Annotated in this window: 22 protein-coding genes and 1 pseudogene; 11 read left to right on the plus strand and 12 right to left on the minus strand. The window is 68.6% G+C overall.

Annotation, left to right across the window (positions count from 1 at the left end; genetic code table 11):
* Window positions 1–2 precede the first annotated feature (2 nt).
* Window positions 3–2,807 (minus strand): AfsR/SARP family transcriptional regulator, encoded by a 2,805-nt coding sequence (locus ACFPZ3_RS47070; protein ID WP_379520928.1) that lies wholly within the window; start codon window positions 2,805–2,807, stop codon window positions 3–5.
* A gap of 139 nt (window positions 2,808–2,946) precedes the next feature.
* Here ACFPZ3_RS47070 and ACFPZ3_RS47075 point away from each other — a divergent pair.
* Together ACFPZ3_RS47075 and ACFPZ3_RS47080 are read left to right on the plus strand one after the other, a co-directional pair.
* Window positions 2,947–3,222: pseudogene (locus ACFPZ3_RS47075) on the plus strand (transposase); the annotation flags it as partial.
* Window positions 3,223–4,288: 1,066 nt separating this feature from the next.
* Window positions 4,289–5,560: a serine hydrolase domain-containing protein gene (locus ACFPZ3_RS47080; RefSeq protein ID WP_379520929.1), complete on the plus strand. Its 1,272-nt coding sequence runs from the start codon at window positions 4,289–4,291 to the stop codon at window positions 5,558–5,560.
* A 94-nt stretch (window positions 5,561–5,654) separates the two neighbouring features.
* Here ACFPZ3_RS47080 and ACFPZ3_RS47085 read toward each other — a convergent pair whose 3' ends face one another.
* The 3 genes from ACFPZ3_RS47085 to ACFPZ3_RS47095 all read right to left on the minus strand — a co-directional run bounded on the left by ACFPZ3_RS47085 (window position 5,655) and on the right by ACFPZ3_RS47095 (window position 7,561).
* Entirely contained in the window at window positions 5,655–6,050 is a 396-nt protein-coding gene (locus ACFPZ3_RS47085) for a hypothetical protein (RefSeq protein WP_379520930.1), read from the minus strand.
* A 53-nt stretch (window positions 6,051–6,103) separates the two neighbouring features.
* Window positions 6,104–6,229: a hypothetical protein gene (locus tag ACFPZ3_RS47090; RefSeq protein WP_379520931.1), complete on the minus strand. Its 126-nt coding sequence runs from the start codon at window positions 6,227–6,229 to the stop codon at window positions 6,104–6,106.
* A gap of 93 nt (window positions 6,230–6,322) precedes the next feature.
* The gene (locus ACFPZ3_RS47095; protein ID WP_379520932.1) at window positions 6,323–7,561 is read right to left on the minus strand and encodes an FAD-dependent monooxygenase; all 1,239 of its coding nucleotides are present in this window, start codon (window positions 7,559–7,561) and stop codon (window positions 6,323–6,325) included.
* A gap of 77 nt (window positions 7,562–7,638) precedes the next feature.
* On the opposite strand from ACFPZ3_RS47095, the gene ACFPZ3_RS47100 reads away from it, so the two are divergent.
* From ACFPZ3_RS47100 to ACFPZ3_RS47110, 3 genes are all read left to right on the plus strand, one after another.
* Window positions 7,639–7,818 carry a hypothetical protein gene (locus ACFPZ3_RS47100; protein ID WP_379520933.1) on the plus strand — a complete coding sequence of 60 codons (180 nt, stop codon included), beginning with the start codon at window positions 7,639–7,641 and terminating at the stop codon, window positions 7,816–7,818.
* A 64-nt stretch (window positions 7,819–7,882) separates the two neighbouring features.
* Complete coding sequence (locus tag ACFPZ3_RS47105) at window positions 7,883–9,979, plus strand: golvesin C-terminal-like domain-containing protein (protein WP_379520934.1); 2,097 nt, start codon at window positions 7,883–7,885, stop codon at window positions 9,977–9,979.
* A gap of 186 nt (window positions 9,980–10,165) precedes the next feature.
* Window positions 10,166–10,945, plus strand: coding sequence for a class I SAM-dependent methyltransferase (locus ACFPZ3_RS47110; protein WP_379520935.1), 780 nt, complete (start codon window positions 10,166–10,168; stop codon window positions 10,943–10,945).
* 115 nt (window positions 10,946–11,060) lie between these two features.
* Here the strand turns inward: ACFPZ3_RS47110 and ACFPZ3_RS47115 are convergent, their stop codons facing one another.
* A complete protein-coding gene (locus tag ACFPZ3_RS47115; protein WP_379520936.1) occupies window positions 11,061–12,236 on the minus strand; it encodes an outer membrane protein assembly factor BamB family protein in 1,176 nt (391 codons plus the stop codon).
* Window positions 12,237–12,767: 531 nt separating this feature from the next.
* A complete protein-coding gene (locus tag ACFPZ3_RS47120; RefSeq protein ID WP_379520937.1) occupies window positions 12,768–13,061 on the minus strand; it encodes a type II toxin-antitoxin system Phd/YefM family antitoxin in 294 nt (97 codons plus the stop codon).
* A gap of 71 nt (window positions 13,062–13,132) precedes the next feature.
* Between ACFPZ3_RS47120 and ACFPZ3_RS47125 the strand changes: the two genes are divergently transcribed.
* Complete coding sequence (locus ACFPZ3_RS47125) at window positions 13,133–14,356, plus strand: MFS transporter (protein ID WP_379520938.1); 1,224 nt, start codon at window positions 13,133–13,135, stop codon at window positions 14,354–14,356.
* 398 nt (window positions 14,357–14,754) lie between these two features.
* On the opposite strand, the gene ACFPZ3_RS47130 is transcribed toward ACFPZ3_RS47125, so the two are convergent.
* Window positions 14,755–15,315, minus strand: a complete 561-nt coding sequence (locus ACFPZ3_RS47130; protein WP_379520939.1) for an SRPBCC family protein — start codon at window positions 15,313–15,315, stop codon at window positions 14,755–14,757.
* Between the two features lie 765 nt (window positions 15,316–16,080).
* Here ACFPZ3_RS47130 and ACFPZ3_RS47135 point away from each other — a divergent pair.
* The gene (locus ACFPZ3_RS47135; RefSeq protein ID WP_379520940.1) at window positions 16,081–17,151 is read left to right on the plus strand and encodes an ArsR/SmtB family transcription factor; all 1,071 of its coding nucleotides are present in this window, start codon (window positions 16,081–16,083) and stop codon (window positions 17,149–17,151) included.
* A 111-nt stretch (window positions 17,152–17,262) separates the two neighbouring features.
* Window positions 17,263–17,838, plus strand: a complete 576-nt coding sequence (locus ACFPZ3_RS47140; RefSeq protein WP_379520941.1) for an RICIN domain-containing protein — start codon at window positions 17,263–17,265, stop codon at window positions 17,836–17,838.
* Between the two features lie 583 nt (window positions 17,839–18,421).
* Here the strand turns inward: ACFPZ3_RS47140 and ACFPZ3_RS47145 are convergent.
* Both ACFPZ3_RS47145 and ACFPZ3_RS47150 read right to left on the minus strand, forming a co-directional pair.
* Window positions 18,422–19,318 (minus strand): alpha/beta fold hydrolase, encoded by an 897-nt coding sequence (locus tag ACFPZ3_RS47145; protein ID WP_379520942.1) that lies wholly within the window; start codon window positions 19,316–19,318, stop codon window positions 18,422–18,424.
* A 51-nt stretch (window positions 19,319–19,369) separates the two neighbouring features.
* Entirely contained in the window at window positions 19,370–19,948 is a 579-nt protein-coding gene (locus tag ACFPZ3_RS47150; protein ID WP_379520943.1) for a TetR/AcrR family transcriptional regulator, read from the minus strand.
* Between the two features lie 103 nt (window positions 19,949–20,051).
* Between ACFPZ3_RS47150 and ACFPZ3_RS47155 the strand changes: the two genes are divergently transcribed.
* Window positions 20,052–20,240 carry an SDR family oxidoreductase gene (locus ACFPZ3_RS47155; protein ID WP_379520968.1) on the plus strand — a complete coding sequence of 63 codons (189 nt, stop codon included), beginning with the start codon at window positions 20,052–20,054 and terminating at the stop codon, window positions 20,238–20,240.
* Between the two features lie 273 nt (window positions 20,241–20,513).
* Here the strand turns inward: ACFPZ3_RS47155 and ACFPZ3_RS47160 are convergent, their stop codons facing one another.
* Both ACFPZ3_RS47160 and ACFPZ3_RS47165 read right to left on the minus strand, forming a co-directional pair.
* Window positions 20,514–20,687 carry a hypothetical protein gene (locus ACFPZ3_RS47160; RefSeq protein ID WP_379520944.1) on the minus strand — a complete coding sequence of 58 codons (174 nt, stop codon included), beginning with the start codon at window positions 20,685–20,687 and terminating at the stop codon, window positions 20,514–20,516.
* Window positions 20,674–21,105, minus strand: coding sequence for a CPCC family cysteine-rich protein (locus tag ACFPZ3_RS47165; RefSeq protein WP_379520945.1), 432 nt, complete (start codon window positions 21,103–21,105; stop codon window positions 20,674–20,676). Before ACFPZ3_RS47165 ends, ACFPZ3_RS47160 begins: the two co-directional genes overlap by 14 nt.
* A gap of 202 nt (window positions 21,106–21,307) precedes the next feature.
* On the opposite strand from ACFPZ3_RS47165, the gene ACFPZ3_RS47170 reads away from it, so the two are divergent.
* Complete coding sequence (locus ACFPZ3_RS47170; RefSeq protein ID WP_379520946.1) at window positions 21,308–22,663, plus strand: MATE family efflux transporter; 1,356 nt, start codon at window positions 21,308–21,310, stop codon at window positions 22,661–22,663.
* A gap of 688 nt (window positions 22,664–23,351) precedes the next feature.
* Here ACFPZ3_RS47170 and ACFPZ3_RS47175 read toward each other — a convergent pair.
* The gene (locus tag ACFPZ3_RS47175; RefSeq protein ID WP_379520947.1) at window positions 23,352–23,978 is read right to left on the minus strand and encodes a TetR/AcrR family transcriptional regulator C-terminal domain-containing protein; all 627 of its coding nucleotides are present in this window, start codon (window positions 23,976–23,978) and stop codon (window positions 23,352–23,354) included.
* 183 nt (window positions 23,979–24,161) lie between these two features.
* Between ACFPZ3_RS47175 and ACFPZ3_RS47180 the strand changes: the two genes are divergently transcribed.
* Complete coding sequence (locus ACFPZ3_RS47180) at window positions 24,162–25,751, plus strand: alpha-amylase family glycosyl hydrolase (protein WP_379520948.1); 1,590 nt, start codon at window positions 24,162–24,164, stop codon at window positions 25,749–25,751.
* Window positions 25,752–25,769 lie beyond the last annotated feature (18 nt).

The following is a 25,769-nucleotide window of genomic DNA, read 5'->3' on the forward strand; positions in this document are numbered from 1 at the left end:
CGCTACCGTTCCGTCCGGTCGTGGAGCTTGGCCCGGATCCGGTCGGCGTCGGCGTGGCCCAGCTGCTCGAAGATCTCAAGGGCGCGACGCCAGGCGTCGTCGGCCTGCCGGTCGTGGTCGTCGGCCTGGTGGGCGTCGCCCAGGCGAACGAGGGTGGCGGCCTCGTTGTAGCGGTCACTGACTTCGCGGAACAGGTTCAGGGCCTGCTCGTAGCAGGCGGCGGCCTGGTCGTGGTGACCGAGATGCAAGTGGGCGTGTCCGAGGCTGTCCCAGGTGGTGGCCTGGCCGTGCTGGTGGCCGAGCTCGCGGTGCAGGCCGAGGGCTTGCTCGCAGTGGATCAGGGCTTGGTCGTGGTGGCCCAGCAGGGTGTGGTACCAGCCGATCGCGTTGAACGCGTGCGCGAGCCCGGCCTGGTGACCGGCCTGCTGGTAGAGGCCTTGGGCCTGTTCCACGTGGTCGAGCGCCTCTCGATACCGGTGCTGGGTCTCCAGGAGCGAGGCAACGCCGCGGTGGGCGTTGGCCAGGCCGACCCGGTCGCCGAGCATGCTGAAGAGCTTGAGCGTCTGCTCGACATGGAAGCGGACGTCGTCATTGCGGCCGAACCGGGTGTAGGCGCGTACGAGTCCGCTGTGGGCGTGAGCCTGGCCGAGCCGATCGCCGAATCGCTGCGCGGCGCTCAGCGCGGTCTGCTGGGTGGCGAGAAGGTCCTGCCAGCGTCCCTGGTGGTCGAGATAGGTGACCAAGGTCCAGGCGAGCTGCCAGGTGAGGGTGCTGAATCCGAGGTCGGCGGCCTGGCGTACGGCCGCGATCAGCACCGCGTGCTCGGCGGTGAACCAGGCCATCGCCTGGTGCGGGTCCGTCAGGACCGTCGGCCGCACGCCCGCGTGCGCCGCAGACAGGGTGATCGGGTGGCGGTGTGGATAGAGCAGCAGCATGGCGGCGTGCGCGGTGTGCGCATAGTGGTCCAGTACGCGGTGCGACGCGGCCCGGCGGTCGGTCTCCGTATCGTAGGCGAGCGCCTGCTCCGCGGCGTAGGCGCGCAGGAGATCATGGAAGGCGTAGCGGCCTGGGCGGTGCTCGATGAGCAGGTGCGCGCGCGTCAGTTCGGCCAGGAACCGTCGCGCCTGAGCACGGTCCAGGGTGGCCATGCTGGCCGCCGCTTCCTCGTCGGCGTCCGGACCGGGGTGAATGCCCAATAACCGAAAGAGTCTGGCCGCCGGTGCCGACAAGGTGCGATAAGACCAAGAGAACACCGCTTTGAGGTCAGCGGCCGGCTCCCCCGCGTCCAACGCGTCCAGCCGGGCGGAGTCCCTGCCCAGATTCTCGGCCAGGCTCCTCAGCGGGAAGCCGGGGCGGACCATGGCGCGGGCGGCGATGATGCTCAGCGCCAGCGGCAGCCCCGCGCAAAGTTCCAGCAGGTCGGCCACTGCAGTGGGTTCGGCAGCGGCACGCCGGCTGCCCATGTGGTGGGTCAGCAGCCATCGCGCCTCGGCCTCGCTGAAAGGGGACAGGGTGATCGGATGAGCGCCGTGGCCGGTCACCAGACCAGCCAACTCATTCCGGCTGGTCACCACCACGAAGCAGGACGGGCTGCTGGGGAGCAGGGGCGTCACCTGCGTGGTGTCGTGGGCGTTGTCCAGGACGATCAGCATGCGCTTGCCGACGACCAGGCTGCGATAGAGCGCGACGTGCGCGTCCAGCGTCGACGGGATCGCCACCGGATCGACGGCGAGGGCGGCGAGCAGGGTCCGCATCGCCGCCGCCGGAGGTAGCGGCGCGTCGGAGGGGTCGAAGCCGCGCAGGTTCACGTACAACTGCCCGTCCGGAAACGCGTCCGCGTTCCGGTGCGCCCAGTGCAGGGCCAGCCAGGTCTTGCCGATGCCGCCGCAGCCGCCGACCGCGACGGCCTGTACCGTTCCCTTGGTCACCTGTACGTTCAGCGCGTCGTCGAGACCGGCCAGTTCCTTGGCCCGGCCCACGAAGAACGGCGGAGCCGCCGGCAATGTCCGCGGCACCAGAGCGGTGCCGATCATCACAACCGGTGCACGCGCCGTATCGGCCGCCACCGGGATGAGCACCGGATCGGCGGCGAGGATCTGCTGGTGGAGCCGCTGGAGGGCCGCGCCGGGATCGACCCCCAGCGTCTCGATCAACCTGTGCCGGATCTGCGCGTAGCACTCCAAGGCATCGCCCTGGCGCCCGCTCCGGTACAACGCGACCATGAGCTGACCGGCCAGCCGTTCGTCCAGCAGATGCTCGGCTGTCAGCGCCGTGAGGTCGGCGAGCAGGGTGGCGTCCTCGCCGCGCAGCAGCCGGATGTCCTGATAGTCAAGCTGTGCGGCGAAGCGCTCGGCCTGAATGGCGTGCCGCTGGGCTGTCAGCCAAGGGGTGTCCAGGTCGGCGAACGCCTCACCGTGCCACAGGGCCAGCGCCCGCTCGTACAGCGCCAGCGACTCCGCGCCGTCCTGGCCGCCTCGCGCCTGCGCCAGCAGGCGGCGGAACAGATGCAGGTCCACGGCCGTCTCGTCGACGTTGAGGAGATAACCGCCGGAACGACGCCCGATGCTCCACTCCTCGGTCACCGGGACCGCGGCCCGCAAACGGGACAGGTAGCTGCGTAACGTACCCGCAGCCTGCAGCGGCGGGTCACCCCAGACTCGTTCGGCGAGTTGTTTCATGGAGACCGGGCGATTCGCCTCCGCGAGCAGCGCAGCCAGCACGTAGCGCTGCCGTGCCGGTCCGACGTCGACCGGCCTGCCGTCGAGCCGTGCGCCTACCTCGCCCAGCAGCCGAAACTCGACTCGCATCGCCCTCCCTCGACCGGGCCGTACGATGACAAGAGCTGACTCTACAAAAGAGGGTCCAGGCCGCCCGACACTTCAACAAAGCTTCAATTGATCGCGGCGCGGCAGAGCATGGAGTTTTTGCTCGCGGATGGAGCCGTGGGTGTCGCTGCGTTCGACTGGTTCGGATCAGATCCCGGCGGCCACGCCGGCGGTAGCTAGGGCTGCCTTCCCGAAGGGCAGCCTGGCGATCCGTATCCGAGATGCATTGGATGTCCTGTTCCAGGACGAGGACTTCGCGGCGGCGTTCTCCGCCCGGGGCCGTCCAGCGCTGTCTCCAGGTCGGCTGGCGCTGGTGTCTATCCTGCAGTTCGGCGAGGGACTGTCCGATCGGCAGGCGGCCGAGGCGGTGCGAGCGTGGATCGACTGGAAGTACGCACGCCGATCGCCGCGGCATCGAACTGCTGGGACCGATGATGCCCGACAACGCCTGGCAAAGCGCTGAGGGCAACGGCTTCGCCGTCAGCAACTTCACCATCGACTGGGACAACCGCGGCCAGCCGGGAGCTGTGCACCCGTGGGACCAAAGGCCGACGCATCACCCTGACCGCGAGAGGAGCATGAAGCCCGGCATCGCCCGGCACACTGATCCACGGACTTCAGATTCCTGGACTGGCGGATGGTCGAGGACGCCCTCGACCAGCGGAACGGAGCCCTGGACTCTCCTGCTCCATGAAAACGGGCAATCTGCCGACGGGGTGCGGGACCCGAAAAGAGACCTTGTTGCGGCGCTGTCAGATGATCAAGATGTAAGCCTCCCGGACGCGGTCCGGACACGCAGTGCGGGGCGTCCTGCGGGATACCCCCTCCTCCGAGAGGCGGCCATGCAGTCACCGACCTACCTGCACGACCTTCTGGTCTCGACCATCTTCACCGAGGGGCTGGATGCCGAGATGAGCCTGTAGGCACTGGGATTCAGCGCCATGTGGATCGAGGGCGCGGACCTCAACGCCCTCGCCGCGCCCTTCCACCTGGACCTCGCCACCCGAACCCCGTGCCACCTGAGCGAGATATCGCGACGGCGATGAGTGAGGTGCGGTGCATGTACGTCCTTGCTCTGGAAGAAAGGTGCCAGGGCAGTCAAGAGCGCTCGAATGACCTATGGCCGAACGGCAGGCGCAGTCCGCGGAGCACCCCGATGAACACCACGATCATGTCCGGGCGGACCTTGAGACCGGGGTCAGGCAGGCATCCTGACGCGCACCACCGCGGACCTGCGCGACCACGACGACCGCGACCGATTCACCACCGGCCTCGGCCTGCTCCTGGACGGCCTGAACACAACGGCAGACCAGCGCCCGCCCGGCTGATCCACCCCGGTCGCGGCGATCACCAGGCCGCGGAAGGGATGACGGCTCGGCCTGTCGCGAAGGCAACGGAAACGCCGAGGAAACACGCTGCGTGCTGATATCCCCTCACAGGTCACTCCTCGTGAAAGGATTTCGATGGCGTTGTCGCTTCGCTCGCATGACCACGACCCTTCGCGACGGTCGGCTCTCGGGTTCCTGGGTGCGGTCCCGCTGGCGGCCGGTGGCCTCCTGGCCGCGCGAGAAACCGCGGAGGCGCACGCCGGCCCCTCGTCAGGCTCGGGCCGGATCCCCGAGGGTCTGCGCCCCGGGGGCGCCTTCGACCAGCACATCAAAGAACTGGCGGACAAGGATCAGTTCTCCGGCACGGTGCTGGTCGCACACCGCGGCCGCCAGGTCCTGGCCCGCGCCTATGGCTGGGCGGACAAGGAAGGCAAGGTCCCGAACAAGATCGACACCCTTTACGCTCTGGCCTCGTCCTCCAAGCCGTTCACCGGGCTGGCTGTCGTGCAGCTTGTTCAGCAGGGCAAGCTCACGTTCTACGACCTGGTGAGCAAGCATCTGGACGGCCTGCCGGCGGCGATGGCCGAGCACATCACCGTGCATCATCTCCTCACGCACACCAGTGGTCTGGGCGACGCCCGGCGCGCCGGCGAGCAGCCGCCGCCGGAGAAGATCCACAACAGCTACGAGGAGCAGACGGCGGACTTCTGGGCGAATCTCAAGACCTTCGAGCTGGAGTTCGCCCCAGGGACGAAGAAGGCCTACAGCAGCATGGGCTACACCCTGCTCGGCGAACTCGTGGCGAAGGTCTCCGGCATGTCGTTCCAGGACTACGCCCGCCGGAACGTCTTCATCCCGGCCGGCATGCAGGACTCCGCCTACTACGACCGCCGCCGGTGGCTGGCCGACAGGCGCATCGCCCATCCGTACATGTACCAAAAGGACGGCACCCGGATCGACGCCGTCCGCAACCTCGACAAGGGCTCCGTCTACGGCGACGCCGGCCAGGGCAGCAACTCCGCCCGGGGATGGATGGGGACAGGCGGCGGCAACGGCTTCTCCACCGCCCCGGACCTCGTGCGCTTCGCGGTCGCACTGCAAGGCGGCAAGCTCACCGCCCGGCCCTACACCGAGTTGTACGTGAACGGAAAGATCTCCGCCAAACCCCTGAGGGAGGACACCTCCGGCAACTCCCTGCGCGGGGAGACCTTCCAGGCGTACGGGCCAGTGGCCGCCACCTACAACAACCAGCGCATCATCACCCACGGAGGTGGCGCAGGCGGCATATCCACCAGTTGGTCCATCTACCTCGACATGGACTGGACGGCCGTCATCCTGAGCAACTACGACCTGCAGAGCATCGAGCCGATCATCGACCTGGAACGACGCCTGATCACCGGCGCATAGCCCGCCGACCGCGCGGGCCGAGCAGGCGGATGTGGGCATGGATGCTTCTGGCAGCGCAGGTGAGCCCAGATGGTGTGCCGGGTGGCGGCCCCGGTCAGCGGTCGAACCAGCGTGCTGCCGAGGGCATCAGCAACGCAACGACGACTGCCAGCGGGAGCAGCGTGTTCGGGCCGAGCAGGTTGATCCAACCGAGATCACCATCAAGCGCGGCCATGGCGAGATAACCGCCGCCCGCAACCACCTCGACGGCGATGACACCCCAGCGCACAAACTTCCGTCGCGACGGCCAGCGCGACAGCAACCAGCCCATGAGCGCGGTGATCGAGCCGACATAAAGGATCAGCAGGAGGAACGGGACACTGAAGGCAGCTGCTGCGGTGCCGATCATCATCGCGAGCCCCACGAGGCTGAAGGCCACCTCAAGGGTCATCATGAACCTGGCACTTCGCGCCGTCGCCGGCATAGGCTCGGCCTGGATGACCTCCGTCACACGATCATTCTGCTACGTGACAGACTTTTACGACAGCGGAACCAGCCGCTCTTTCACGCCTGGACAGGTTGACCCCGGCAGGGCACCGTCCACTCGCCGCGCAGCAACCGGGCCCGGTCCTCATCCAGGCTCACGTCGCCGGACTCCGATGCCGCCTCCAGCCGGTCGCCCGCACCCATGCCCGGCCTGTTCGGCGCCTTCGGCGTTCAGGTCCGTGATGGCCTGAAGCCGATCAGCGGGCAGAACGGGCGCGACCGCCCGGAACAAGATGTTCAGTGATCTTCCAGGCCGACCTGTGCGGTGAACGACGGAGGATAGTCGTCGACGGTCATGGAGTTGTAGAGGCGCCCGCTCTTGGTGGCGAGGCGGAGGAGGGCGCGGCTGGGCCCCGCGGGCAGGGCGGAGATCAGGCGGGCGCCCTGGACCAGTCCACACGTGCCGAGGCGGGAGGTGGGGATCAGGGTCTTCGCCGCGCTCAGCGCGCCCGCTCGGCTGCCCCGCACGTGCTCCGCCATCGCGCGCTCGTAGGCGGGGAAGGCGCGCTCGTGGTCACCGCCCGCCCGCGCCAGTTCCCCGGCGAGAACGTACGCGCCGACGACGGCCAGGCTGGTGCTGCCGCCGACTGCTGGGCCGGGGCAGTAGCCCGCGTCGCCAACGAGCGTCACCCTCCCCCGCGACCAGGTGTCCATGCGAAGCTGGGTGATCGAGTCGAAATAGAATGCCGGGGTGCGATCGAGCTCGTCCAGCCAGCGGTCCACGTCGGCGTGCATGCCGCTGAACGCGCCACGCAGCAGCTCCTTCTGCCGGGGCACGTCGCGGTGGCGGTAGTCGAGCTCGCGCTCACTCCGGAACAGGAACAACGCCCGCGCGTCGCCGAGGTGCCGCGAGCCGTACATGCCGGCAGTGCGGCCGACGCCGACGTGCATGACGAGCTCGTCGTCGAGTCCGGAGGCGTTGGGCAGCGTCAGCACGGCGAGGTAGGCCCCGATGTAGGCGCTGAAGCGGGACTCGTCGCCGAAGACGAGGCGGCGCACGTTGGAATGCAGCCCGTCCGCGCCGACGACGAGGTCGAAACGGCGCGGCGCGGCGTTCTCGAACCGCACCTCGCCGTCGGGCGAGATCGCGGTGATCGAGTCGCCGAAGACGTACTCGACGTCGTCGCGCGCCGCATCGTAGTAGATCTCGCTCAGGTCGTCGCGCATGATCTCGACATGCCGTTCGGAGGCGGTGCTGAAGATCTTCGAGAGGTCCACCTGTACGGGACGCCGCGCACCCTCCCGGTGGGCCGTCATCCGGTGCGCGCCGGTGGCCCGCTCCTCGATCCGCGGGAGCACGCCCATCTTCTCCGAGATGGTCATCGCGGGCCGGAACAGGTCGACCGCGTGGCCGCCCGTCTTGCGCAGGGTCGGCGCGTACTCGACGACGGTGACGGAGAAGCCGTGCCTGGTGAGCCAGTACGCCAGCACCGGACCGGCGACGCTGGCGCCGGAGATGAGAATCCGCATGTTCATGGGCCCACTGTCGCCGTCCGTGCGCGCCGGTGGCTTGGACAAATGTTCCGGTCAGCCGGCTCGGCCGGCCTGCGTCGGTGCCGGGGCAGAGGTGGCCGGCCAGGCCGGCGGCGGCCGTCGCGGCCGGGTCCGGCGTGCCGCCCACCGGCATCGACGTGGCCGAGTTGCGCACCGCGCTGGAAGACAGTGGCGCACTGCTCGACCGTCCTGTTCCGCTCATGGGGACGGCAGACTTCCAGAGTGACACGCGATGCTGATCTCCTGAGCCCGCGACCGACACCATGTTTCGCCCCCACATCCCCCTGAAACGAAGGGCACCAGATGTCACAGCCAGATCCCCGTCACCCCCTCATCAGCCGCAGGGCCTTCGGCCTCGGAGTCGCCGCGGCGTCGATGACCGCCGCATTCGGCCCCGCGTTACCCGCGGGCGCGACGGAGTTACGGCGATCGGCGATGCTGTTCGACGAGACGACGCTGTGGGACAACACGGTGGACCCGCTGGAGAGCTACCACGTTCACGGGCTGGCCGTACTGCCGGACGACAGCATCCTGGTCGCCACGGAAGGCCGGCACGAGGTTTGCGACGCGGGCCCCCGGGACCTGCTCATACGCCGTAGCCCCGACGGCGGTGACAGCTGGGAGCCGACGCGAACGCTGGTCGCCTCGATCGGCGGCCGGTCGTGGGGGAACCCGACCTTCGTGGTCGACCGGATCACCGGCGACGTCTTCCTGTTCTACATGCTGTCCATCCGGCTGCCGGGGAATACCGGCTGCTCCGGCGACATCGGCGATCTGTACATGATTTCCAGCGGCGATGGTGGCCTCACCTGGAGCAAGCCGAGCGACATGTCGGGTTTGTTCTCCCATTTCCCCTACAAATGGACGCTGCACGGCCCGGGCCCCGGACACGGCATCCAATTGGACAACGGCTGGCTGCTGCTCAACTGCGGCCACCGCCGCGAGGTCACGGGCAACACCGTCACGGAACGCTTCTACGGGGTGGCGGCGATCTACAGTGACGACCACGGCCGGACCTGGCAGGCCACCGGGGAGGTGCCGGTCTCCGCCGCCTACCCCATCAACGAGGCCAGGCTGGTCCAGAGGTCCGACGGCACGGTGCTGATCAACGGCCGGGCCGCGGCGGGCGGCAACCGGCAGCGGATCGTGTCGGTCAGCGCCGATCGCGGGCTGACCTGGTCGCCGCCGCGTATGGACGGCGCCACCGGCACGTTCAACGCCGTGGATGCGAGCCTGCTGCGCTACACCGGCGGGCCGGGCGGGTCCGAGGTGAGCAGGGTGCTGTTCAGCCGCCCCGACTCCCCGGTGCGTACCAACCTGACCGTATCGATCAGCTACGACGACGCGCACTCCTTCCGCTACAGCCGTGTGATCCATGAGGGGCGGTCGTACTACTCCGAACTCGGCCGGCTTTCCGACGGAAGGATTCTGCTCCTGTACGGCCGTGACGGCGACAACCCGAGTTTCCCTCGCCGGGTGGTCATGTGCCGGTTCTCGCTCGAATGGCTGAGCGACGGCCGAGACAGCCTGTCCGGGGGTCCCGGCTACGCCGAACGTCTCGTCGATCTCACGGCCAGTGCCTCCACCTCCGGCGGCACCATGTCCGTCGTCCGAGACCCGGTGGCCCGTGGGGGGAACCGGGTGGTGTTCACCTCGTCCCAGACGGGCGCTTACTTTGAATACACCGTGAACGTCCAGACGCCCGGCACCTATGAGCTGCTGTCGCGCTACTTCCGGAGTGCTGCCGGAGGTCTGGTCACCGTCACGGTCGACGGTCTCAAGCCCAGGGCCGCGCTGGTGGACACCACCGCTGACCGGGCTGACGGCTACGACGTCGTACAACTCGGCAGCCTCGACCTGGCAGCCGGCCCGCACACGATCCGGTTCACCGCGTCCGGGGTGGGCCGGGGCGGCGGCAGGCTGGTCTCGCTGGACACGCTGAGCTTGATAACCGCGCCTTCGCAGCCCGATGTCCGGGACGAGGTGGTGGTCGACAACGACGAACTCGGCTACGAGGTGATCAGCGGCACCTGGTCGGCCAGTTCCGGTGTGCCCGGCTACCGGGGCGGCGACTACCGCTACGCGCCCTCCGGCACGGGCGGACACGTCGTCCGGTGGCGGCCCGTGGTCCCGCACACCGGCGACTACGAGGTACAGGTCTCCTACACCGCGCACGCCAACCGCGCGAGCAACGCACCCTTCAGCATCCGCCACGCCAACGGGACCACGCTCGTGCGGATCGATCAGGGCAAGAGCGGGGCGACGGAGCCTCGCGGCGGCTCCTGGGTCTCGCTCGGCACGTACCGCATCTCCGAGGGCGTGGGCAGGGTCGAACTGAGCAACGCCGCGAACGGGGTGGTCATCGCCGACGCCGTCCGCCTGCTCCGCGCATCCGGGTAACGGCATGCGGCCATCGGACCCGCCTTTCACGCGGTCCTCGCTGTGCCAGCGCACCGCCCGCCCCACGTCCGCACCCCGCCGCCGCAGGTCGGCGACGGGGTCGGCATGGATGACGCGGATCCCGGCGACAGCGTCACCACGGTCAGGTGTTGACTCTGCCGCGCGGCGGGCTCGTATGGTCGGATCATGGAATCTCATGAGCTTCATCTGGACCGCGCACGTGGCACGTCCTTCGGGTCGGTGGCCGAGCAGTATGACCGGTACCGCCCGGAGGCCCCGGACGAGCTGATCGACGAACTCACGGCGGGCCGTCCGACTCGCGTGCTCGACGTCGGATGCGGCACCGGCAAAGTGGCCCGGACGCTGGCCAGGCGAGGATTGGCGGTGCTGGGGGTCGAGGCGGACGAGCGCATGGCCGACGTCGCACGGGGCCACGGCGTCGAGGTGGAGGTCGCACCGTTCGAGGCCTGGGATGACGCGGGGCGTCGCTTCGACCTCCTCACCTGCGGCGACGCGTGGCACTGGATCGACCCCGACGCCGGCGTCGCGAAGGCCGCACGGGTGCTGGCCACCGGTGGCACCATGGCGTGGTTCTGGAACTCCTCGCAGGTCGAGGAGCCGGTGGCTTCGGCGTTCGCCCGCGTGTACGAGCAGCACGCGCCGGAGATCGTCTGGGTCTGGGGGCCACGGGACACGACCCGTTCCGAACGTGTGCCGCTGTCCGGCCGCGACGCCTTCTCCCCGATCGAGGAGAAGGTCTACCGGCGGGAACGCGTTCTGACCGCCGATCAGTGGGTCGGGCTCGTCGCGACGTCGAGCGATCACCTCCGGCTCGGGGCCGAACGGCTCGCGGCACTGCTGCGGGTGGTGCACGGCACGATCGAGTCCCTGGGCGGTCATGTACGCATGCAGCACGAAACCACCGCCCTGATCTGCCACCGACGGCCCGCCTCGTCAACCGGCTGAACCGAGCGTGATCTGCGCCACCGGTCGCGGGCTCACTGCGATCGGCTCAGTCGTTCATGCCTGAACCAGGCGGTGGCCGCGCTCGCCCGGGCGCAGCGGGCTTACGAGGGACGAGTCAGCCGATCACCACGTCGTCGCCGGTGCCCACGCCGATCCCGGCCAGGCCGTCGCGCATCCATCGCGGGGTGATGTCGTCCTCGAAGCGGTGCCGGTCGATGATGCGTCCCGTGCGGGCGTCGAGCTTGACGAGCGTCCTCGCGTCCTCGGCGACGTAGGTGTCCACGCCGTCCGTCAGCACGGTGCCGTTCCACGCGTCGCCCAGGGTACGGCGCCAGGCGACCTCGCCGTCGGCGATCCGGTAGGCGGCCACCTCGGTCTCCGAGCGCACGGTCACCAACTCGTCCGACGCCCCCATCGCGTCCCCGTAGGGGTTGTCCTTGAGCCCCGCCGACGGGACGCGCCAGAGTACCTTCCCGTCCTGGACCCTGCGGACGACCAGAGCGCCGCCATCGTCCACCGACGCCAGGCGATCTGCACCGAGCGCACGCGCGTGCCACAACTCTCCCCCGTCGAACCCCCACAGCCGCCTGCCGTCCGCGGCGCTGAGCGCCACGTTCGACTCCGCGCCCGCGCAGTCCTGGAAGACGAGCACGGTCTCGCCCGCGCTGCGGACCGAGCCGAGGACGGGGTCTCCCGTGTGGCAGGAAGCGGACGAGGCAGACGGGTAGGACCAGCGGATCGTCCCCGTGCGGCCGTCCAGCACGTCGAGTCGGCCGTCGTGCAGGACCACCACGAGGGGAACGGAGCCGTCCCTGGCCACGGAGATCTCCCAGGCCGCCCCCCATTCCTCGTCGTAGGCCCGGTTGGCCTCGTGGTACGGGCCCGGCGGCAGGTCGGCCTGCCAGACGATGCGGCCGTCCGGCACGTCGATGAGGCTGACCCGGCCGTCCCGCCAAATGCCCGCGACCCGGCGATCGTTCACCCGGACGGGCCCCAGCGAGTCGTCGGCCCAGGCGTTCTCGTACCGCCAGGCCGTGGATCCGTCCGTGATCCGCTCTCCGACCAGTCCTTCGGTACGCAGGCCCCACCGCGAACGCACCGCCACGTCACCGTAGACCTCGGCCGCGAAGGGAGCCCTGCCGACGACGTCGATCGACGGCGTCCCCCGCCCCGCCGGACGCCAGGGATAGGAGGAGTCCCCCACCGGCGTCATGGTCTCGCCCGGCCAGCCGACGAGCCCGAGCAGCAGGATGCTGACGACGGCGCATGCCACGATGTGGATCAACCGCATAAGGCCCAGCATGGCCCCTTAACGCGTCGAATGCGGCCAAAACGAAAGGCCACTCGAAAACCTGCTGACTTGTGTGAACCCCGTTAGCGCCAGATTCCGTTGCCAGTAGGAGTCCCTGCTGCGGACCCTCACCCCCACGGCGATCGGCGTCCTCGTATGTCGGGGAGTCGACTGTGCGCCGACGCTGCGCACCCGTGGCGTGGCCGTGCCTGATATCGCTGGCAAGCTGGTCATCCCTACGGGCAAGAACAAAGGCAGGCATCCATCCGTCGCCGGCGTCTACCGGATTCTCGCCGACGATGATGCGGTTCAGGCTGCGGACTGACCGTCGTTCCTGCGTCTCAACTGATCCACCGCACCTATGGCCCCGGCCCAGCGCCGTAGCAACGGCAACGCCCCCGCGCAGGCTGGGTGTCACTGCCACGCCGAAGCCCGACTGAGGATTCCGCCCACCGCTGATCAGGTTGTCTGGCTGTTCACCGATGCGGGCCGCCTTACGGGCCACCGCGTACACACGCGGTGCGGGGAGATTCAGCAGGAGGCGTCGCCCGGCGGACTGTCCTGTGCCGCGATGTCCAAACGGCGTGGCGGCGCGGCGGGCGGTGGTCCGGCGTGGTCGAACGACGACCGCCCCAGGGTGATGATCTGCTCAGCGCCGCTGCCGTCCATCGCCTGAAGCCTTTCCAGATCGGCGATCGACACCAAAGCGACCACCGGCTTGCCATGGCGGCTGAGCACGATCCGCTCGCCGCCGTAGGCCACCCGCCCCATCAGCTCGGCAAGCTGGGCGCGCGCCTCGGTGAAGGGCACTGCCTCGGCATCCATGTCTGCACAATACTGCAGTTCCGTACAACTCGAAGTTGTACATTTTTTAAAAAATGTACATAATCGCGATCATGAGTGAGCCACTGCGCCGCAACCGCGACTTCGTCCTGCTCTGGAGCGCCGCCTTGGCCTCGACGCTGGGCTCCCAGGTCGCCTCCGTCGCCTACCCCCTGCTGGCGCTGGAGCTGACCGGTTCAGCCGTCCACGCCGGGCTGATCGGCTCTGCCGCGATGGCCGCCGGCATCGCGCTGCGCCTGCCGGCGGGCGCCCTCGTCGACCGGTGGGATCGGAGACGCACGATGCTCAGCTGCGACCTCATGCGAGCCGCTCTTCTCGCCGCCACCGTCACCGGTTCGCTGCTCGGGTTGCTCGACTGGCGGATGCTGCTGGCCGCGGCTGTGATCAGCAGCGCCTGCGGGGTGTTCTTCCACCCGGCGGAGACGGCGATGCTACGGCGCGTGGTTCCCGCCGAACACCTGCCTCAGGCCCTCGCGCACAACGAGGCCCGCCAGTACGGAGCCTCGATCGCCAGCCCTCCGCTGGGCGGCCTGCTGTTCAACCTGGGAAGAACGGTCCCCCTGGTCGGAGAGCTCCTGGCCTACCTGCTGTCCTTCGCCGCGGTCCTCCTCATCAAAGACCCGACGCCCGCCACCACGGCCGCGGACCGCTCGCGCACGCTCCTGCGCGACATCGCCGAGGGCCTGCGCTGGACCTGGCGGCAGCGGTTCCTGCGCGTCCTGCTGGCGACGGCCGCGGGCTTCAGCCTGGTGTTCTCCGCGCTGACCCTCACCGCGATCGTCGCCGCCCGGCAGAGCGGCGCCGCACCGGCCGATGTCGGCCTGATGATGGCGATCTCCGGCGCCGGGGGATTGCTGGGCGCGCTGGCCGCCCCCCGGCTGCAGCGGCGCAACCCGGCGGCGGTCGTCCTGGCGATGTTCTGGGTGGCCGCCGCGGCCATCCCCGCGATGGCCGTCTATCCCACCGTCTGGGCCATCGGGCCGCTACTGGCTGCGGCGTTCTTCCTGGCCCCGGCGGCCAACGCGATCCTGTACACCTACCAGATGACCATCACGCCCGACCACTTACAGGGCCGCGTGATCAGCAGCCTCGCCCTCATCGGCAGCGCGGTGACCCCGGTCGGGCCGCTCGCCTCGGGACTGATCCTGGACCGCTGGGGTGTGACGGCCGCCCTGTTGTCGATCGCGTCCGTCATGGCGGTCGTGGCGTTGGGCGCCACGCTGAGCCCCACCATCCGGCATCTGCCCCCGCTGGCCGAGGCCGAGGCCACACATTGAGCGACGCCCTACGCACCATCCTGGATCACGGGACGGTCCTCGATGAGGGGGCGACTTCGGCAGCAATGCCCTTCGGCCGGCCCACGGTCGGCGTCTCGCCAAGACGCGAGCCGGCGACGATGCTCCCGGCGCGCCCCCAGGGGCCCCAATGCCGAGGGGCCGTCACACGGGTCCCCCGACTACCCGCGCCGACGGCACGCCGCTGCGCCTTGCCCATCGCCTTCCAGAGCGCTCGTGACCAGGTGATCCAAAACGAGTGCTCGCCCAGCACCGCGCAGCGCGGCTCGGGCACGCCGGCCGAGGAAGCCGTCCTCGTCAGCAGGAAGGCTGACGCTGAGCCGTAACGCTGGGTTGCTCCGCCGACGAGTCAGGAGACCAACCCTCGGCTGAAAGACGAGCTACGCACCTTCGGCGGTGTCTTTGATCCGTTTCACCCAGTCGTCAAGACCTGTCTGGAGCAGCGTCTGGAAGCTGGGGACATCCGCCTCGACTGTCTTGCCCGCCCAGGACTCCTCAGTCGTGACGATCACGCCGCCCCGGACCTTCTTGAACGTGAACAGGTGCACGCCGTCAATACCGTTCACCGGCGCGCCCCACGCCGTGCACCGCAGCGGTTCGACTCGCATGACCGTAGAGGTGACCTTCATGTTCTGCGGGGACCAGTCGAACACCGATCCCCGCCGCAGCGGCCCTGGCGTCCGCTTGTGCGCCGGCGTGATCTCCGGGATCCAGGTGTCCCACTTGTCGATCGAGGTGTGCAACTTCCAGATCCGCCGCTGGGACGCCTTTACGAAGACGCTGGCCCGCCCAATCACCGGCGCCTTCTTGTCAACGGTCACCCGCCCGCACCTCTGATGGGCCCCTTGCGCCGTCGCCGCGGACGGCACACTCAGCGAGACCGCCGCGCCGACCGCAACAACTGCCACACCGCGCATCACTTTGCTCGTTGTCTTTGCCATGCCGTCGAGCCTGTCAGGCGCCGCGAGATATCGCCTCGGCATCCACTACCTACTCTTGTCGAGCGGAAATACGTAGCCTGCAAGGGCCTGATCGCTCGCAACCGGCTGCCGCAATGCGGCCGAGCTCGCGATCGCCGGTCGGGCCGATGTCAGGGGCCGAGGTTGGTCTGGTAAGTCGCTGCGTCGGCGGGCGGCGGGGTCGTGTTCGGCGGTGATGCGAGCGAAGGTCTCCTCATCCAGACTCACGTAGCGGCCGAGGCCGGCCAGGTGGTGGTGGCGCCAGGCGGGGCCGGTTGAACGGCGCCCCCGAGCTCCAGGCCAAAAGCCACCACCTCCAGCGGTTTTCGGTTTGCGGGAACCGCCCCCTGCAGTTCTGTCAGGTTGAACCTGACGCACCTGCATGCGCAGCGGCCCGCCGGCGGTGGTCTGGTCGCGGAGGAGACGCTGACCGCGCGAGCTGGGTGACCGCTTGCCGGTGTGGCTCGAGTACCACACCGGCGGTCCCGCGATACGGGTAGAACCGGACATGAGTCGATCTTGAGAACGTCAGGGCGTGCCCTATCGCGGGTCCGGGTTGAGGGCATTCGGCACCCGGCGCGACTCCCGTGACGGATGGTGTGCATAATCTCGGAAATTGCTTGTCGGGACGGGGAAGGGCTTCCATGGCGTCGTGCGGATGCCCGGCGTCTCTGACACTGTTCTCCAGGACCGGGCAATCGGTATGGTCAGGAACGTGCACCTCCCCATCCACTTGAAGGAAGGGACATGCCACCTCGTTACGGCGGCGTGCTGAGGATCGTCTTCACCTCCGAAGATCTCGCGCTCACCCGGCCGGCGACCCGGACCGACCTGCTGTGGGAGATGCTGGGCAGCCTGCACCGGCTGCATACCCGCGACGGCGGGCCGGCCATGACCGGCTGGCGGCGGCAGGCCCGGGCCCGGCTGGCCGAAGCCGGCCTGCTGGCCTCCGTCCGCTCCCTGCTGCTGCCCCTCGCGCCCAGAGGGCCGTACTTCCCCGACTTCCTCACCCCGATCGAAGCCCAGCTCGGCGACGAGCAGGCCCTGCAGGCGCTCGCGGAAACGCCCGGCACACGGATGCGGGCCGAGATGGAGCTGCTGCGCCGTGGCGCCGGCCTGCCCTTCTCCGGGCCGATCGACCTCGCACGCGGGAGTCCGCAGGCCATCAGACGGCTCGGACAGGCCGTGGCCGGCTACTGCGAGGCGGTGCTCGCACCGCACCGGTCGCAGGCCGAGCCCGCCCTCGCCCACGAGCGCGCCATCCTGCAACGGCACCTCGTCACCGGCGGTGCCGAGCAACTGCTCGCCCACCTGCCGCCGACGATGCGCTGGCGCCCGCCCGTGCTGGAGGTCGACTACCCGGCCGGCCTGGACCGGGAGATCCACCTGAGGGGGCGGGGGCTGACGGTGATCCCGTCGTACTTCTGCCGGGGCAACCCGGTGGCGCTGGTGGATCCGGCGCTGCCGCCGGTCCTGGCCTACCCGATCCCGCGCCGCGCGGCGCCGATCGCCGCCGCGACCACCACCGGGGACGAGGTGTTGGCGGCGCTGCTGGGGCGGACGCGAGCGGAGATTCTGAGCTGTGTCGCCCAGGCGCCGGGCTGCAGCACCGGCGAGCTGGCTCATCGGGCGCGGGTCTCGCCGTCCACGGCCAGCGAGCACGCCCACGTGCTCCGCCAGGCCAACCTGATCGCCAGCGTCCGGCAGATCAACCTGGTGCTGCACTATCCCACCGAACTGGGTGCCGGACTCCTCGCAGGGCGGCCCGCCCGCGTACCAGCGTCTTTCGGCGGAGGCCGAAACACCCTCATCATCTGACGGCCACGCCCCGATGCTGGGATTCGCCAGAGCCGGACGAGTACGTACGGGGACGTCATGCCCGCGCGACTTGTCCGGCCGGCCAAGAACCGGACGCAAGGGAGACGCACCATGCGTGTACCAGGCACCAGGAAAGCCGCCGCGGTGATCATGGCCGCGGCACTGATACCGGCCGCCCACCCGGTGACCGCTCATGCGAGCTCCTCCGAGAGCGGCGTACGGGCTCTGGCCCCGTTATGCGTGGGCGATGGCCCCTTCATGTACAGGAACTTCAAGTCCGGGAAGGTCCTGTCGGCTCAGGGCGGCTTCGGCACCACGGTCGTCCAGGACGCCGAATGGGGCCCCCACCCCTTCGTCCTCTGGCAGTACTGGTGCCGCATCCCCGACGGCCTTTATCGCAGCTACGAGAACATGGAGTACAACCTGAACATGGGAATCAATGGCGGCAGCACCGCGGCCAACGCGTCGGCGATCCTGGCGAACCCGGCCGGCGACATCAACCAGGACTGGCTGCAGCGTGCCGACAGCCGCTACCCGGCAGGCGTCTTCGCACTGGTCAACCGCAAGAGCTCGATGTGTCTGGGCATTTCCAACGCCTCCATCGAGGATGGCGCGCGGGCCGCACAGTTCCCCTGTGACGGGAAGCTCAACCAGGGCTGGTCGGAGGTAACCGTACCCGGATGGTGAAATGTCAGGGAGCGTCGCCCTGGGCTTGCGGAGAGCTCAGCCAAGGGCTCTTTTCGGGGCGTACGGGTGACCAGGGTGACCACCAGTTGCCCGCGCCCATCACCTGCATGATCGCCGGCACCAGCAGAGCGCGTACCAGCGTGCCGTCCAGCAGTACACCCCGGCTCCGGTGAGCGGCGCCAGCACGACGCGAGCCCGCCCGGCGCCGCCGGCGGCCCCAGTTCCTTGGCCTCGGCGCGGGCGTGCGTGCGGAAGGCCTCTCGCTGGTCGGGGGTGAGCTGGTCGGCCGGGTGGGCGATGCACAGGTGCGCTCCGCCCTTGTGCCGGTTCTTTCTCGGTGTTGCGAGCCGCTGGATCGCGCGGTGGCCGTAGCCCCTCGACGACGCCGTCGTCGGACCGGGTGGTGTCGAGTAGGGCCGGTTCGCGCTCGATCAGGGGTGAGCGAGCCCAGGCCACTGGACGGCCGACGATCACGGCCCCGACCAGGCTTTCGGGCTCGGCCAGCGCCCCGGGTTCGCGGGTCGGGCTGGTCGACTGCGATCGATAGGCGAATCAGGAACGCCGGTGAGACGCCACAGCGGCGTCAGGCGGCCCGCGAGGTCACAGGTGTCCGGGCCAGGAACGGCAGGACCACGTCGGCCATCTCCTCGGGTACCTCCTCGGCGAGGTCGTGGCCGGCGTCGAAGACGTGACCGGTGACGTCGTGGGCCATGAGTCGCATCTGCGACTCGTTGCGGTCGCCGATGAACGCGGAACCGCCGAGCGCCAGCACCGGGATGTCCAGCTTCTGCTGCGCGGCCCGCCGGTTCTGCTCGGCGTCGACGAGCATCGCCCGGTAGATCGAGAGCATCGCGCGGACGCCGCCGGGCATGGAGTAACAGCGGACGTACTCGTCGATCGCGTCGGGGGTCGCGCTGTCCGGACGGCTGCGCTCGAACTTGATCATGTGGGTGATCAGTTCGCGCTCGTGCCCGGCGATCAGCATCTCGGGTACGTCCGGCTGGAAGTAGAAGCCGAGATGCCACAGATGCATGCCGCTGGAGACGTTCTCGGTGGTGAGCGCGGCGTGGTCCTCGAAGCCGAACCCGGGGAACAGCGCCTCGGCGAACACGAGGGCAGTGACGTGGTCGCGGTGCCGGGCGGCGAGCTGGTAGCCGATCACCGCTCCCCAGTCCTCGCCGATCACGGCGTAGCTCTCGTGGCCGAGACCGCTCATCAGCGCGGCGATGTCGTCACTCATCGTCGCGGAGTCGTATCCGTCCGCGGGCCGGGCGGAGTCACCGAGGCCACGCAGGTCGGGGACGACGACGGTGTACTGGGGCGTCAGCTTCGGGACGAGGTGGCGCCAGTGGTAGCCGGTCTTGGGCACGCCGTGCAGCAGAACCACCGCCGGACCGGAGCCGGCCGTCCGATAGTGCAGGCTCGTCCCGTTTGCGGCGGCGCGGCCGGTGCGGACGAGTGTCCCTTCATGATCGAACATCAGGTACTCCCTATTGTGGATCGCTTGATACAGATTGTGGGCATGAAAAACTCAGTCGAGGGTGGCAAGCGCCACCTCCACGAGCGATTCGAGGGCGCGAGCGTCCGGCGTGATCTTCGCGGACACCAGCAGGCCGTTGAGGAAGGTGACAAGGAAGGCGGCGAGCGTGTACGGGTCGCGACGCGCCGCGATCTCGCCCCGTTCCGCCGCGACCCGCAGCACCTCGGCGATCGCGTCGCGGGCGGCATCCTGCATGTCGCGCACGATGCGCCGGGTCGACGGGTCCTCCGGCAGGCGCTCGCAGGCGGCGTTGATCGCCAGGCAGCCCCGTCCTTCGTGCTCGACGGCGATGCGGACCCGCTCGGCCAGCATCGTACGGATCGCCGAGCGGGCATCCATCCCCTCGCGCAGGCTGCGCAGGGCGGCCGCCGCGAGCGTGGTGCGGTAGTGCTCCAGGGCGGCCCGGTAGAGGCCGTCCTTGTCGCCGAACGCCGCATACAAGGACCCCTGTCCGATCCCCAGGAGCTGGGTCAGATCGCGCACAGTGGTCGCCTCATAGCCACGCGTCCAGAAAAGCTCCATCGCGCGACTCACCGCCGCCTCGGTGTCGAACTCCCGGGTCCTTGCCATGACCCCTACCGTAGCCTATCTGGATCGTACGTTCAAAAAACGCCGTCTCCCGCGATACCGGTCGATCAACCACTCCTCCGCTGCATCTCCAGGCTGAGAGACCATTCCCTGGCGCGGCCAGCCGTCGGACGTCACCGCGGCGGTCACCTTCCTGGCCGGCCCCGACGCCGGCTTCATCACCGGTCAGAGCCTGCACGTCGATGGCGGCTGGATCCGGCACCGACCCGCCCGCCTACGAGAGGATGCTCACATGGAACGTGTCCGCGCCATTCGCCGATCGAACCGGCCCTGAGTTCCCCTAAACCGGAAGGGGTGCAGTACCTGCTGCAGGAGCCGGCCGACGACCTCGACCACTCCCCCGCCCTCATCCCCGCCGACGCCGCCGACGCCGCGGAGGTGCCGTGGCCTGTTGAGGTGCCGCCTGTGGATCAAACAGTTCATCGGAGGTTCTCGCCGCAGTGGCCGTGTCCCATGAAGCCTTGTCGGAGTCGCTGCTCCGCTGGCTTGCTGTGATGCTCGATGGGTGGCCTGCTGAGGTGTCTCGTTGGTTGGCGGGCCGATGGCATCAATCGGCTTGGTCTCCGTGGTGGACCTGCGTCCAGCGCTCGTTGAGCAGGTCGACCGCCTCGTGCAGAGTGCAGTCGTATGCCGTCCGGATGTGTTCGAGCGCTTGGATGTTGGCGCCGGCGCGGATGAGTTCGTCGATCTCCAGCTGACGTTGGCGGTCATGGGGTTCCATCAGGTCCTCCGCCTTCGCGTGTCGTGGTGGCGTGCCAGAAAGTTGATCGCCACCAGTAGAGGACGGTCAGGCCGATTGGCCATGGGGCCCAATCTTCCTGGTCTCGCGGTTCGAAGGAGTCGCGGGTCAGATCGATGGGACGCCAGCCCGGATCCAGGGGTTCGTCGGTGGTAGCTGGGCGGACATGCTGGAGGAGCCGTTCCTCGCAGGCGCCGATCTCCTGAAAGATCCGTTGCGCCTCGATGAGCGATGGCTTGTTGGCTCCACCCGGCCAGTCGGGCCAGCGTAGCTGAATGGCGTCGTCTTCCCAGAAGCAGACCGAGCAGATTTCGTGAGAGCCAGGTGGCGCACCGAAGGTCAGATGCCCGCAGCAAGGACATGGGTAGTCGGACCGGGCTGGGCGAATGGCGGGCATCATCGGCCTCCGGTGTCAGGGTCTGCCGCAGATCAGCGTACTGATCAGCATGGCCCGATCGTTTTGCCGGGCGGAGCAGGCAAGCCACGGACATTGCGCAACGCGGGTGCCCACGATGCGCAGACGCATGGACATTCGTCGATAAATGTCGCTATCGTCCCGCAGGTCCATTCGCGTCCGAGCCGTTGAGTTCCCGGAGGTCCGCATGTTTTCCTTAGCCGCTCATGGAAGAAGGGGGGCGTGGCGAACCATCTCCGGCCTCGCTGTTCCTCTTTTTGTGGCCGGGTCCCTCAATTTCGCTGCCCAGCTTGGAATTATCGCCATTCTGGGGCGTATGGGGGGAGAGGCCATTTATGTGCGTTCCCTGTATCAGCCTGTCGGCCTCATCGTCCTTGCCCTGAGTGTGGGCTTCGCGGTCTGCAACCAGGTCGCCGCCGCGATCAGCAAGGGGGCTGGGCGCCCCCGGGACGTCATGTCGAACGCCGCCAGCCTGGCCAGGGTATGGCTCGGGCTCGGCGCGGCCCTGTACCTGGTCCTCGCGGTCGCGGCTCCCTCCCTGACCGGTCTTCTCCATGTGGACGCCGGGCTGCGGGACACGTTTGCCTCCTTCCTGCGCTGGACCAGCGCCGTCAGTCTGCTGGCCGTCGGGGAGGAGCTGTGCGCGTCCAGCCTGCGCGGCTATGGGTATGTGCGACAGGCCACCGTCCTGGTCATCTGTACGGCGAGCGTGCGGATCGGCCTCGTGGCCGGCCTCGGGCTCGGTGCCGGCATCGGGATCGCGGCAGTGCCCATCGCCGAGGCGACAGCGGGTCTGACCGGCCTGACCATGGGCCTGGTACTGCTGCGCCGCACCGAGCTGTGGCATCCGCCGGCCGTCCGGATCTGGCGGCGCGAGGTGTTCATCGACCTGCGCCGCATCGGTGTGCCCATCGCCATGTCCTTTCTCGTGCTCTCCGCGTACAACCTCGCGGTCATCGGCGTCCTCGGGAACTACGGGCAGAACGCCGTGGCCGGGTTCACGGTCGCTTCCACCCTGCAGAACATCGTGCTGCTGCCGGGCATGGTCCTGGGTACAGCCACAGCGATCACCATCAACCAGCAACGCGGCGCGGGCGAATGGCGGCGAATACGTGAATCGATGCGCGGTGGCATCGAGGTCACCGTCGTGACCTACGTGGTGATCGCGGCGCTGGTGTGGTCACTGCATGACCCGCTGGCGCGGCTGATAGGCGGCGACGCCGGGGTGGCCGCAGCCGCGGGCAGTTACCTGGGCGCCGTGGCGCTCACCTACGCCGTCCAGGGACCCGTGCTCGCCTCGCTGACCGTCATGGAGGAGACCGGCGGCGGCTTCCGGGCCATCGTGCTCAACGCGATCTACTTCGGCCTGATCGTCGCGGTCAGCGCGGTGGCGGCACACGCCGTCGGCGGCGCGGACGGCTTCTACGCCGCGGTGGCGTACTGCAACCTGATCGGCGTGACCGTGCCGCTCATCGCCGTACGGCACATACGAAAACTGTCGGCCAGGGGCAGCGCCGCTCAGGCAGCTGCCGCGACTGGCTGAATTGAACGGGAGCCGGAGGACGACGGGCAAGGGGCGGTGTTCCGCCGCAGCCGCGCCCCGTCGACAACCAGGTAACTCTCTCCGACCAGGCTCGGGCTCCCGAAGCCCCGGCCGAATGCGAAGTAGCGGCGTTGCGCAGGTCACACAGCGTCACAAAGACGTATGCCGGAGTGCCTTTTTCGGCTCGAACACGGCGGGAAAAGTCGGCCGTGATCGTCTTCCCAAGCTTGCAAGGGCGCCAGCATGCTGGGAATGTCGGGGTCGTCTGGGGCTTCGGCGAGTTGGGCGGGCCAGACGTGGGTGAGCCGGTTGATGTAGTGCGGGCGTAGACGAGATTGTTGCGGGCGCCGCCGAGAGGCTGCATGCCATGGTCGGCCAGGACCTGGGCCAGTGAGGGGCCCTCGCCCGCGTGCGCCTGGCGCAGGGGATCAGCAACGGCGGTGGTGAAGTTGAGGCCATGGATGCTCCTGGCAGCGCGGTGAGCCGGGCTGCTGGTGCCAGAGACACGATAGGGCCCTGTGGGAGTGTCAGCAGGTTGTTTTCGCCTCAGGTGGTTCTAGGCGGAGGTGCGTACTCAGCGCAGCCTGGACGCGAGCTCGCTGGAGTTCTGGGCATTCAGGGTCCGGTGCAAGAGTCGCACTGACGGCCAGCGCAGCCGGTCCGGATGGTTCTGTTCGGTCCAGGGGTCTTATCGGGGATTTGTGTTGTGGGGGAGGCGGGTGCGTAGGGCCTCGATGATCAGGTCGAGGGTGAAGTTGAAGGCGACGTCGGCGCGGGGGACGCCTGGTGGCGCAGCGCGGACTACGCGGGCGAGGGTTGTTGCCTGGGCGAGCGCTTCGGCTGGGTAGAGGTCTTCCGGGGAGACCAGGTCCAGGCTTGCGCCGATCGTCACTATGTCAAGCATGGCTATCGCGAGCATGACGTCGCGATCGGTGAAGCCCGCGCGGGACAGGACGGTCGCCACGTTCTCCAGCGTGGTGATCGTGGCGTCCAGGTCGGCGGGGGACGTTGCCAGCAGGGGGATGACCCACGGGTGCTTGGCCATCGAGGCCCGCTGGGCGGAGGCGACGTGCCGGATCACGTCCGCCCAGTCGGCGGTGACGTCGACGCGGACCGCCAGTGCCTCGTGCAGCCGCTGCCGGATCAGCTCGATGATCTCGGCCCGCCCGCTCACGTGGTTGTAGAGCGAGGACTGGCGGACGTTGAGCCGCTTCGCCAGATCGGGCACGGTGAAGCCGCCGGTCTCGCTGGTCATCTCCAGCGCGGCGGTCGCAATGATCTCCCGTGAGAGAAGTGCCTTGCGCGGGCGCGGCATCCCGTGGTCCCTTCCGGATTGCTTCTCATGGTGGCGGCCGACGCGATAAACGAACGTCATTCGTTTGGCGCCTTGACAGCTGTAAATCCTAGTCGTCACCATACCGGAGAAACGAATCTGGATTCGTTTGCCGTGTTCGGCGGCCGTTTCAGGCCCCGGAGCACTTCCATGAGAGGACTATCGGTGGACCATTCCCCTTGGTGGCACGGTGCCACGCTTTACCACGTCTACGTCCGCTCATTCCAGGACGGCGACGGGGACGGCTATGGAGATCTCCAAGGTCTCATTGGACGTCTCGACTACCTCCAGTGGCTCGGAGTCGAGGCCCTCTGGCTCTCCCCCACGATGCCGTCTCCCAACCACGACTGGGGCTATGACGTCTCCGACTACCGTGGCGTCCATCCAGAGTTGGGTACGCTGGACGACTTGGACGTTCTCATCGCCCAGGCGCGGGAGCGCGGGATGCGCGTCGTGCTCGACCTCATCCCGAACCACACCAGCAGCGAGCATCCGTGGTTCGTCGAAGCCCGTTCCGACCCGGATTCGCCGTACCGCGACTACTACGTGTGGGCGCCGCCCAAGAGCGACGGGTCGCTGCCGAACAACTGGCTCGACGACACCGGCGAACCGGCGTGGACATGGGACGAGAAGAGCGGCGAGTACTACTTCCACAATTTCCTGCCCGAACAGCCGGACCTCAATTGGTGGAATCCGGCGGTGCATGCCGAATTCGCCGCCATCATGGACTTCTGGTTCGACCGCGGAATCGCCGGATTCCGGATCGACGTGGCGAATGGGCTGTACAAGGACGCGCTGCTCCGGGACAACCCCACGCACGACGGCGCCTACATCTACGGCACCGAGGTCCAGGGACGATACGGGATGCAGCACCTGTACAACTTCAACCAGCCGGAAGTGCACGACGTCTACCGGGAATGGCGCCGGCGTGCGGAGAACCGGGCGGAGACGCCGTTGCTCCTCGGTGAGACGTGGGTGGCGCGGGTCGACGAGCTCGTGCCGTATTTCGGGGACGACGACGAGCTGCAGCTGGGGTTCAACTTTCCGTTCATCTTCGCGCCGTTCGAGGCGCCGGCCCTTTCGCGGGTGGTGGCGGAGTCTCTGGCCTCCTTCCCCGAGGGGACGTGTCCGATCTGGGCCGGCTCGAACCATGACCTGCCGCGCATGGCGACGCGATGGGCGGCCGGAGACAACCGCAAGACCCGCCTGGCGCACACCCTCATGGCGACCCTTCCCGGGACCTACGCGCTCTACTATGGCGACGAGCTGGGAATGGTGGACAGCGACATTCCGGCCCGGCTGCACCGTGACCCGCTCACGGCCGGTGGCCGGAACGGGCAGTGGCCGCGGGACAACGCGCGTGCCCCCATGCGCTGGGACCGCACTGTCGGCGCGGGGTTCACGACCGGCACACCCTGGCTTCCGCTGCCCGACGACGAGAGCGTCAACGTGGCCGAGCAGCGGGCCGACTCCGCATCGACTCTCGCTCTCGTCCGCGCGCTCGTGCTGCTCCGCCGGGAAGCCTTCGCCGGCGGCATCGCCGGCTACCGCGAGGTAGAAGTGAGCGATTCGCGATGGATCTACACCTGCGGCCCGCTGACGGTGGCCGCCAACTTCTCCGCCGAGCCGCAGCGGCTGACGCTGACCGGCGAGCCGCTGCTGTCGAGTGCCACGGTGCGCGAGAGCCTGCCCGAGACCGGCACGAACTCGACGCTGCGCCCCTGGGAAGCGGTCGTCCTGCGGACCGCAGGATGACCCGGCGAGGAACGAGGA

The organism is Nonomuraea insulae, assembly GCF_042656245.1.

Bases quoted from the DNA above. Each gene is read 5' to 3' on its own strand.
- ACFPZ3_RS47150 (WP_379520943.1), bottom strand. From the start codon at position 19,948: ATGGCAAGGACCCGGGAGTTCGACACCGAGGCGGCGGTGAGTCGCGCG.
- ACFPZ3_RS47115 (WP_379520936.1), bottom strand. From the start codon at position 12,236: ATGCGGTTGATCCACATCGTGGCATGCGCCGTCGTCAGCATCCTGCTG.
- ACFPZ3_RS47130 (WP_379520939.1), bottom strand. From the start codon at position 15,315: ATGGCAAAGACAACGAGCAAAGTGATGCGCGGTGTGGCAGTTGTTGCG.
- ACFPZ3_RS47080 (WP_379520929.1), top strand. From the start codon at position 4,289: ATGGCGTTGTCGCTTCGCTCGCATGACCACGACCCTTCGCGACGGTCG.
- ACFPZ3_RS47125 (WP_379520938.1), top strand. From the start codon at position 13,133: ATGAGTGAGCCACTGCGCCGCAACCGCGACTTCGTCCTGCTCTGGAGC.
- ACFPZ3_RS47095 (WP_379520932.1), bottom strand. From the start codon at position 7,561: ATGAACATGCGGATTCTCATCTCCGGCGCCAGCGTCGCCGGTCCGGTG.
- ACFPZ3_RS47120 (WP_379520937.1), bottom strand. From the start codon at position 13,061: ATGGATGCCGAGGCAGTGCCCTTCACCGAGGCGCGCGCCCAGCTTGCC.
- ACFPZ3_RS47090 (WP_379520931.1), bottom strand. From the start codon at position 6,229: ATGGGTGCGGGCGACCGGCTGGAGGCGGCATCGGAGTCCGGCGACGTG.
- ACFPZ3_RS47135 (WP_379520940.1), top strand. From the start codon at position 16,081: ATGCCACCTCGTTACGGCGGCGTGCTGAGGATCGTCTTCACCTCCGAA.
- ACFPZ3_RS47070 (WP_379520928.1), bottom strand. From the start codon at position 2,807: ATGCGAGTCGAGTTTCGGCTGCTGGGCGAGGTAGGCGCACGGCTCGAC.
- ACFPZ3_RS47165 (WP_379520945.1), bottom strand. From the start codon at position 21,105: ATGATGCCCGCCATTCGCCCAGCCCGGTCCGACTACCCATGTCCTTGC.
- ACFPZ3_RS47175 (WP_379520947.1), bottom strand. From the start codon at position 23,978: ATGCCGCGCCCGCGCAAGGCACTTCTCTCACGGGAGATCATTGCGACC.
- ACFPZ3_RS47105 (WP_379520934.1), top strand. From the start codon at position 7,883: ATGTCACAGCCAGATCCCCGTCACCCCCTCATCAGCCGCAGGGCCTTC.
- ACFPZ3_RS47140 (WP_379520941.1), top strand. From the start codon at position 17,263: ATGCGTGTACCAGGCACCAGGAAAGCCGCCGCGGTGATCATGGCCGCG.
- ACFPZ3_RS47160 (WP_379520944.1), bottom strand. From the start codon at position 20,687: ATGGAACCCCATGACCGCCAACGTCAGCTGGAGATCGACGAACTCATC.
- ACFPZ3_RS47145 (WP_379520942.1), bottom strand. From the start codon at position 19,318: ATGTTCGATCATGAAGGGACACTCGTCCGCACCGGCCGCGCCGCCGCA.
- ACFPZ3_RS47170 (WP_379520946.1), top strand. From the start codon at position 21,308: ATGTTTTCCTTAGCCGCTCATGGAAGAAGGGGGGCGTGGCGAACCATC.
- ACFPZ3_RS47110 (WP_379520935.1), top strand. From the start codon at position 10,166: ATGGAATCTCATGAGCTTCATCTGGACCGCGCACGTGGCACGTCCTTC.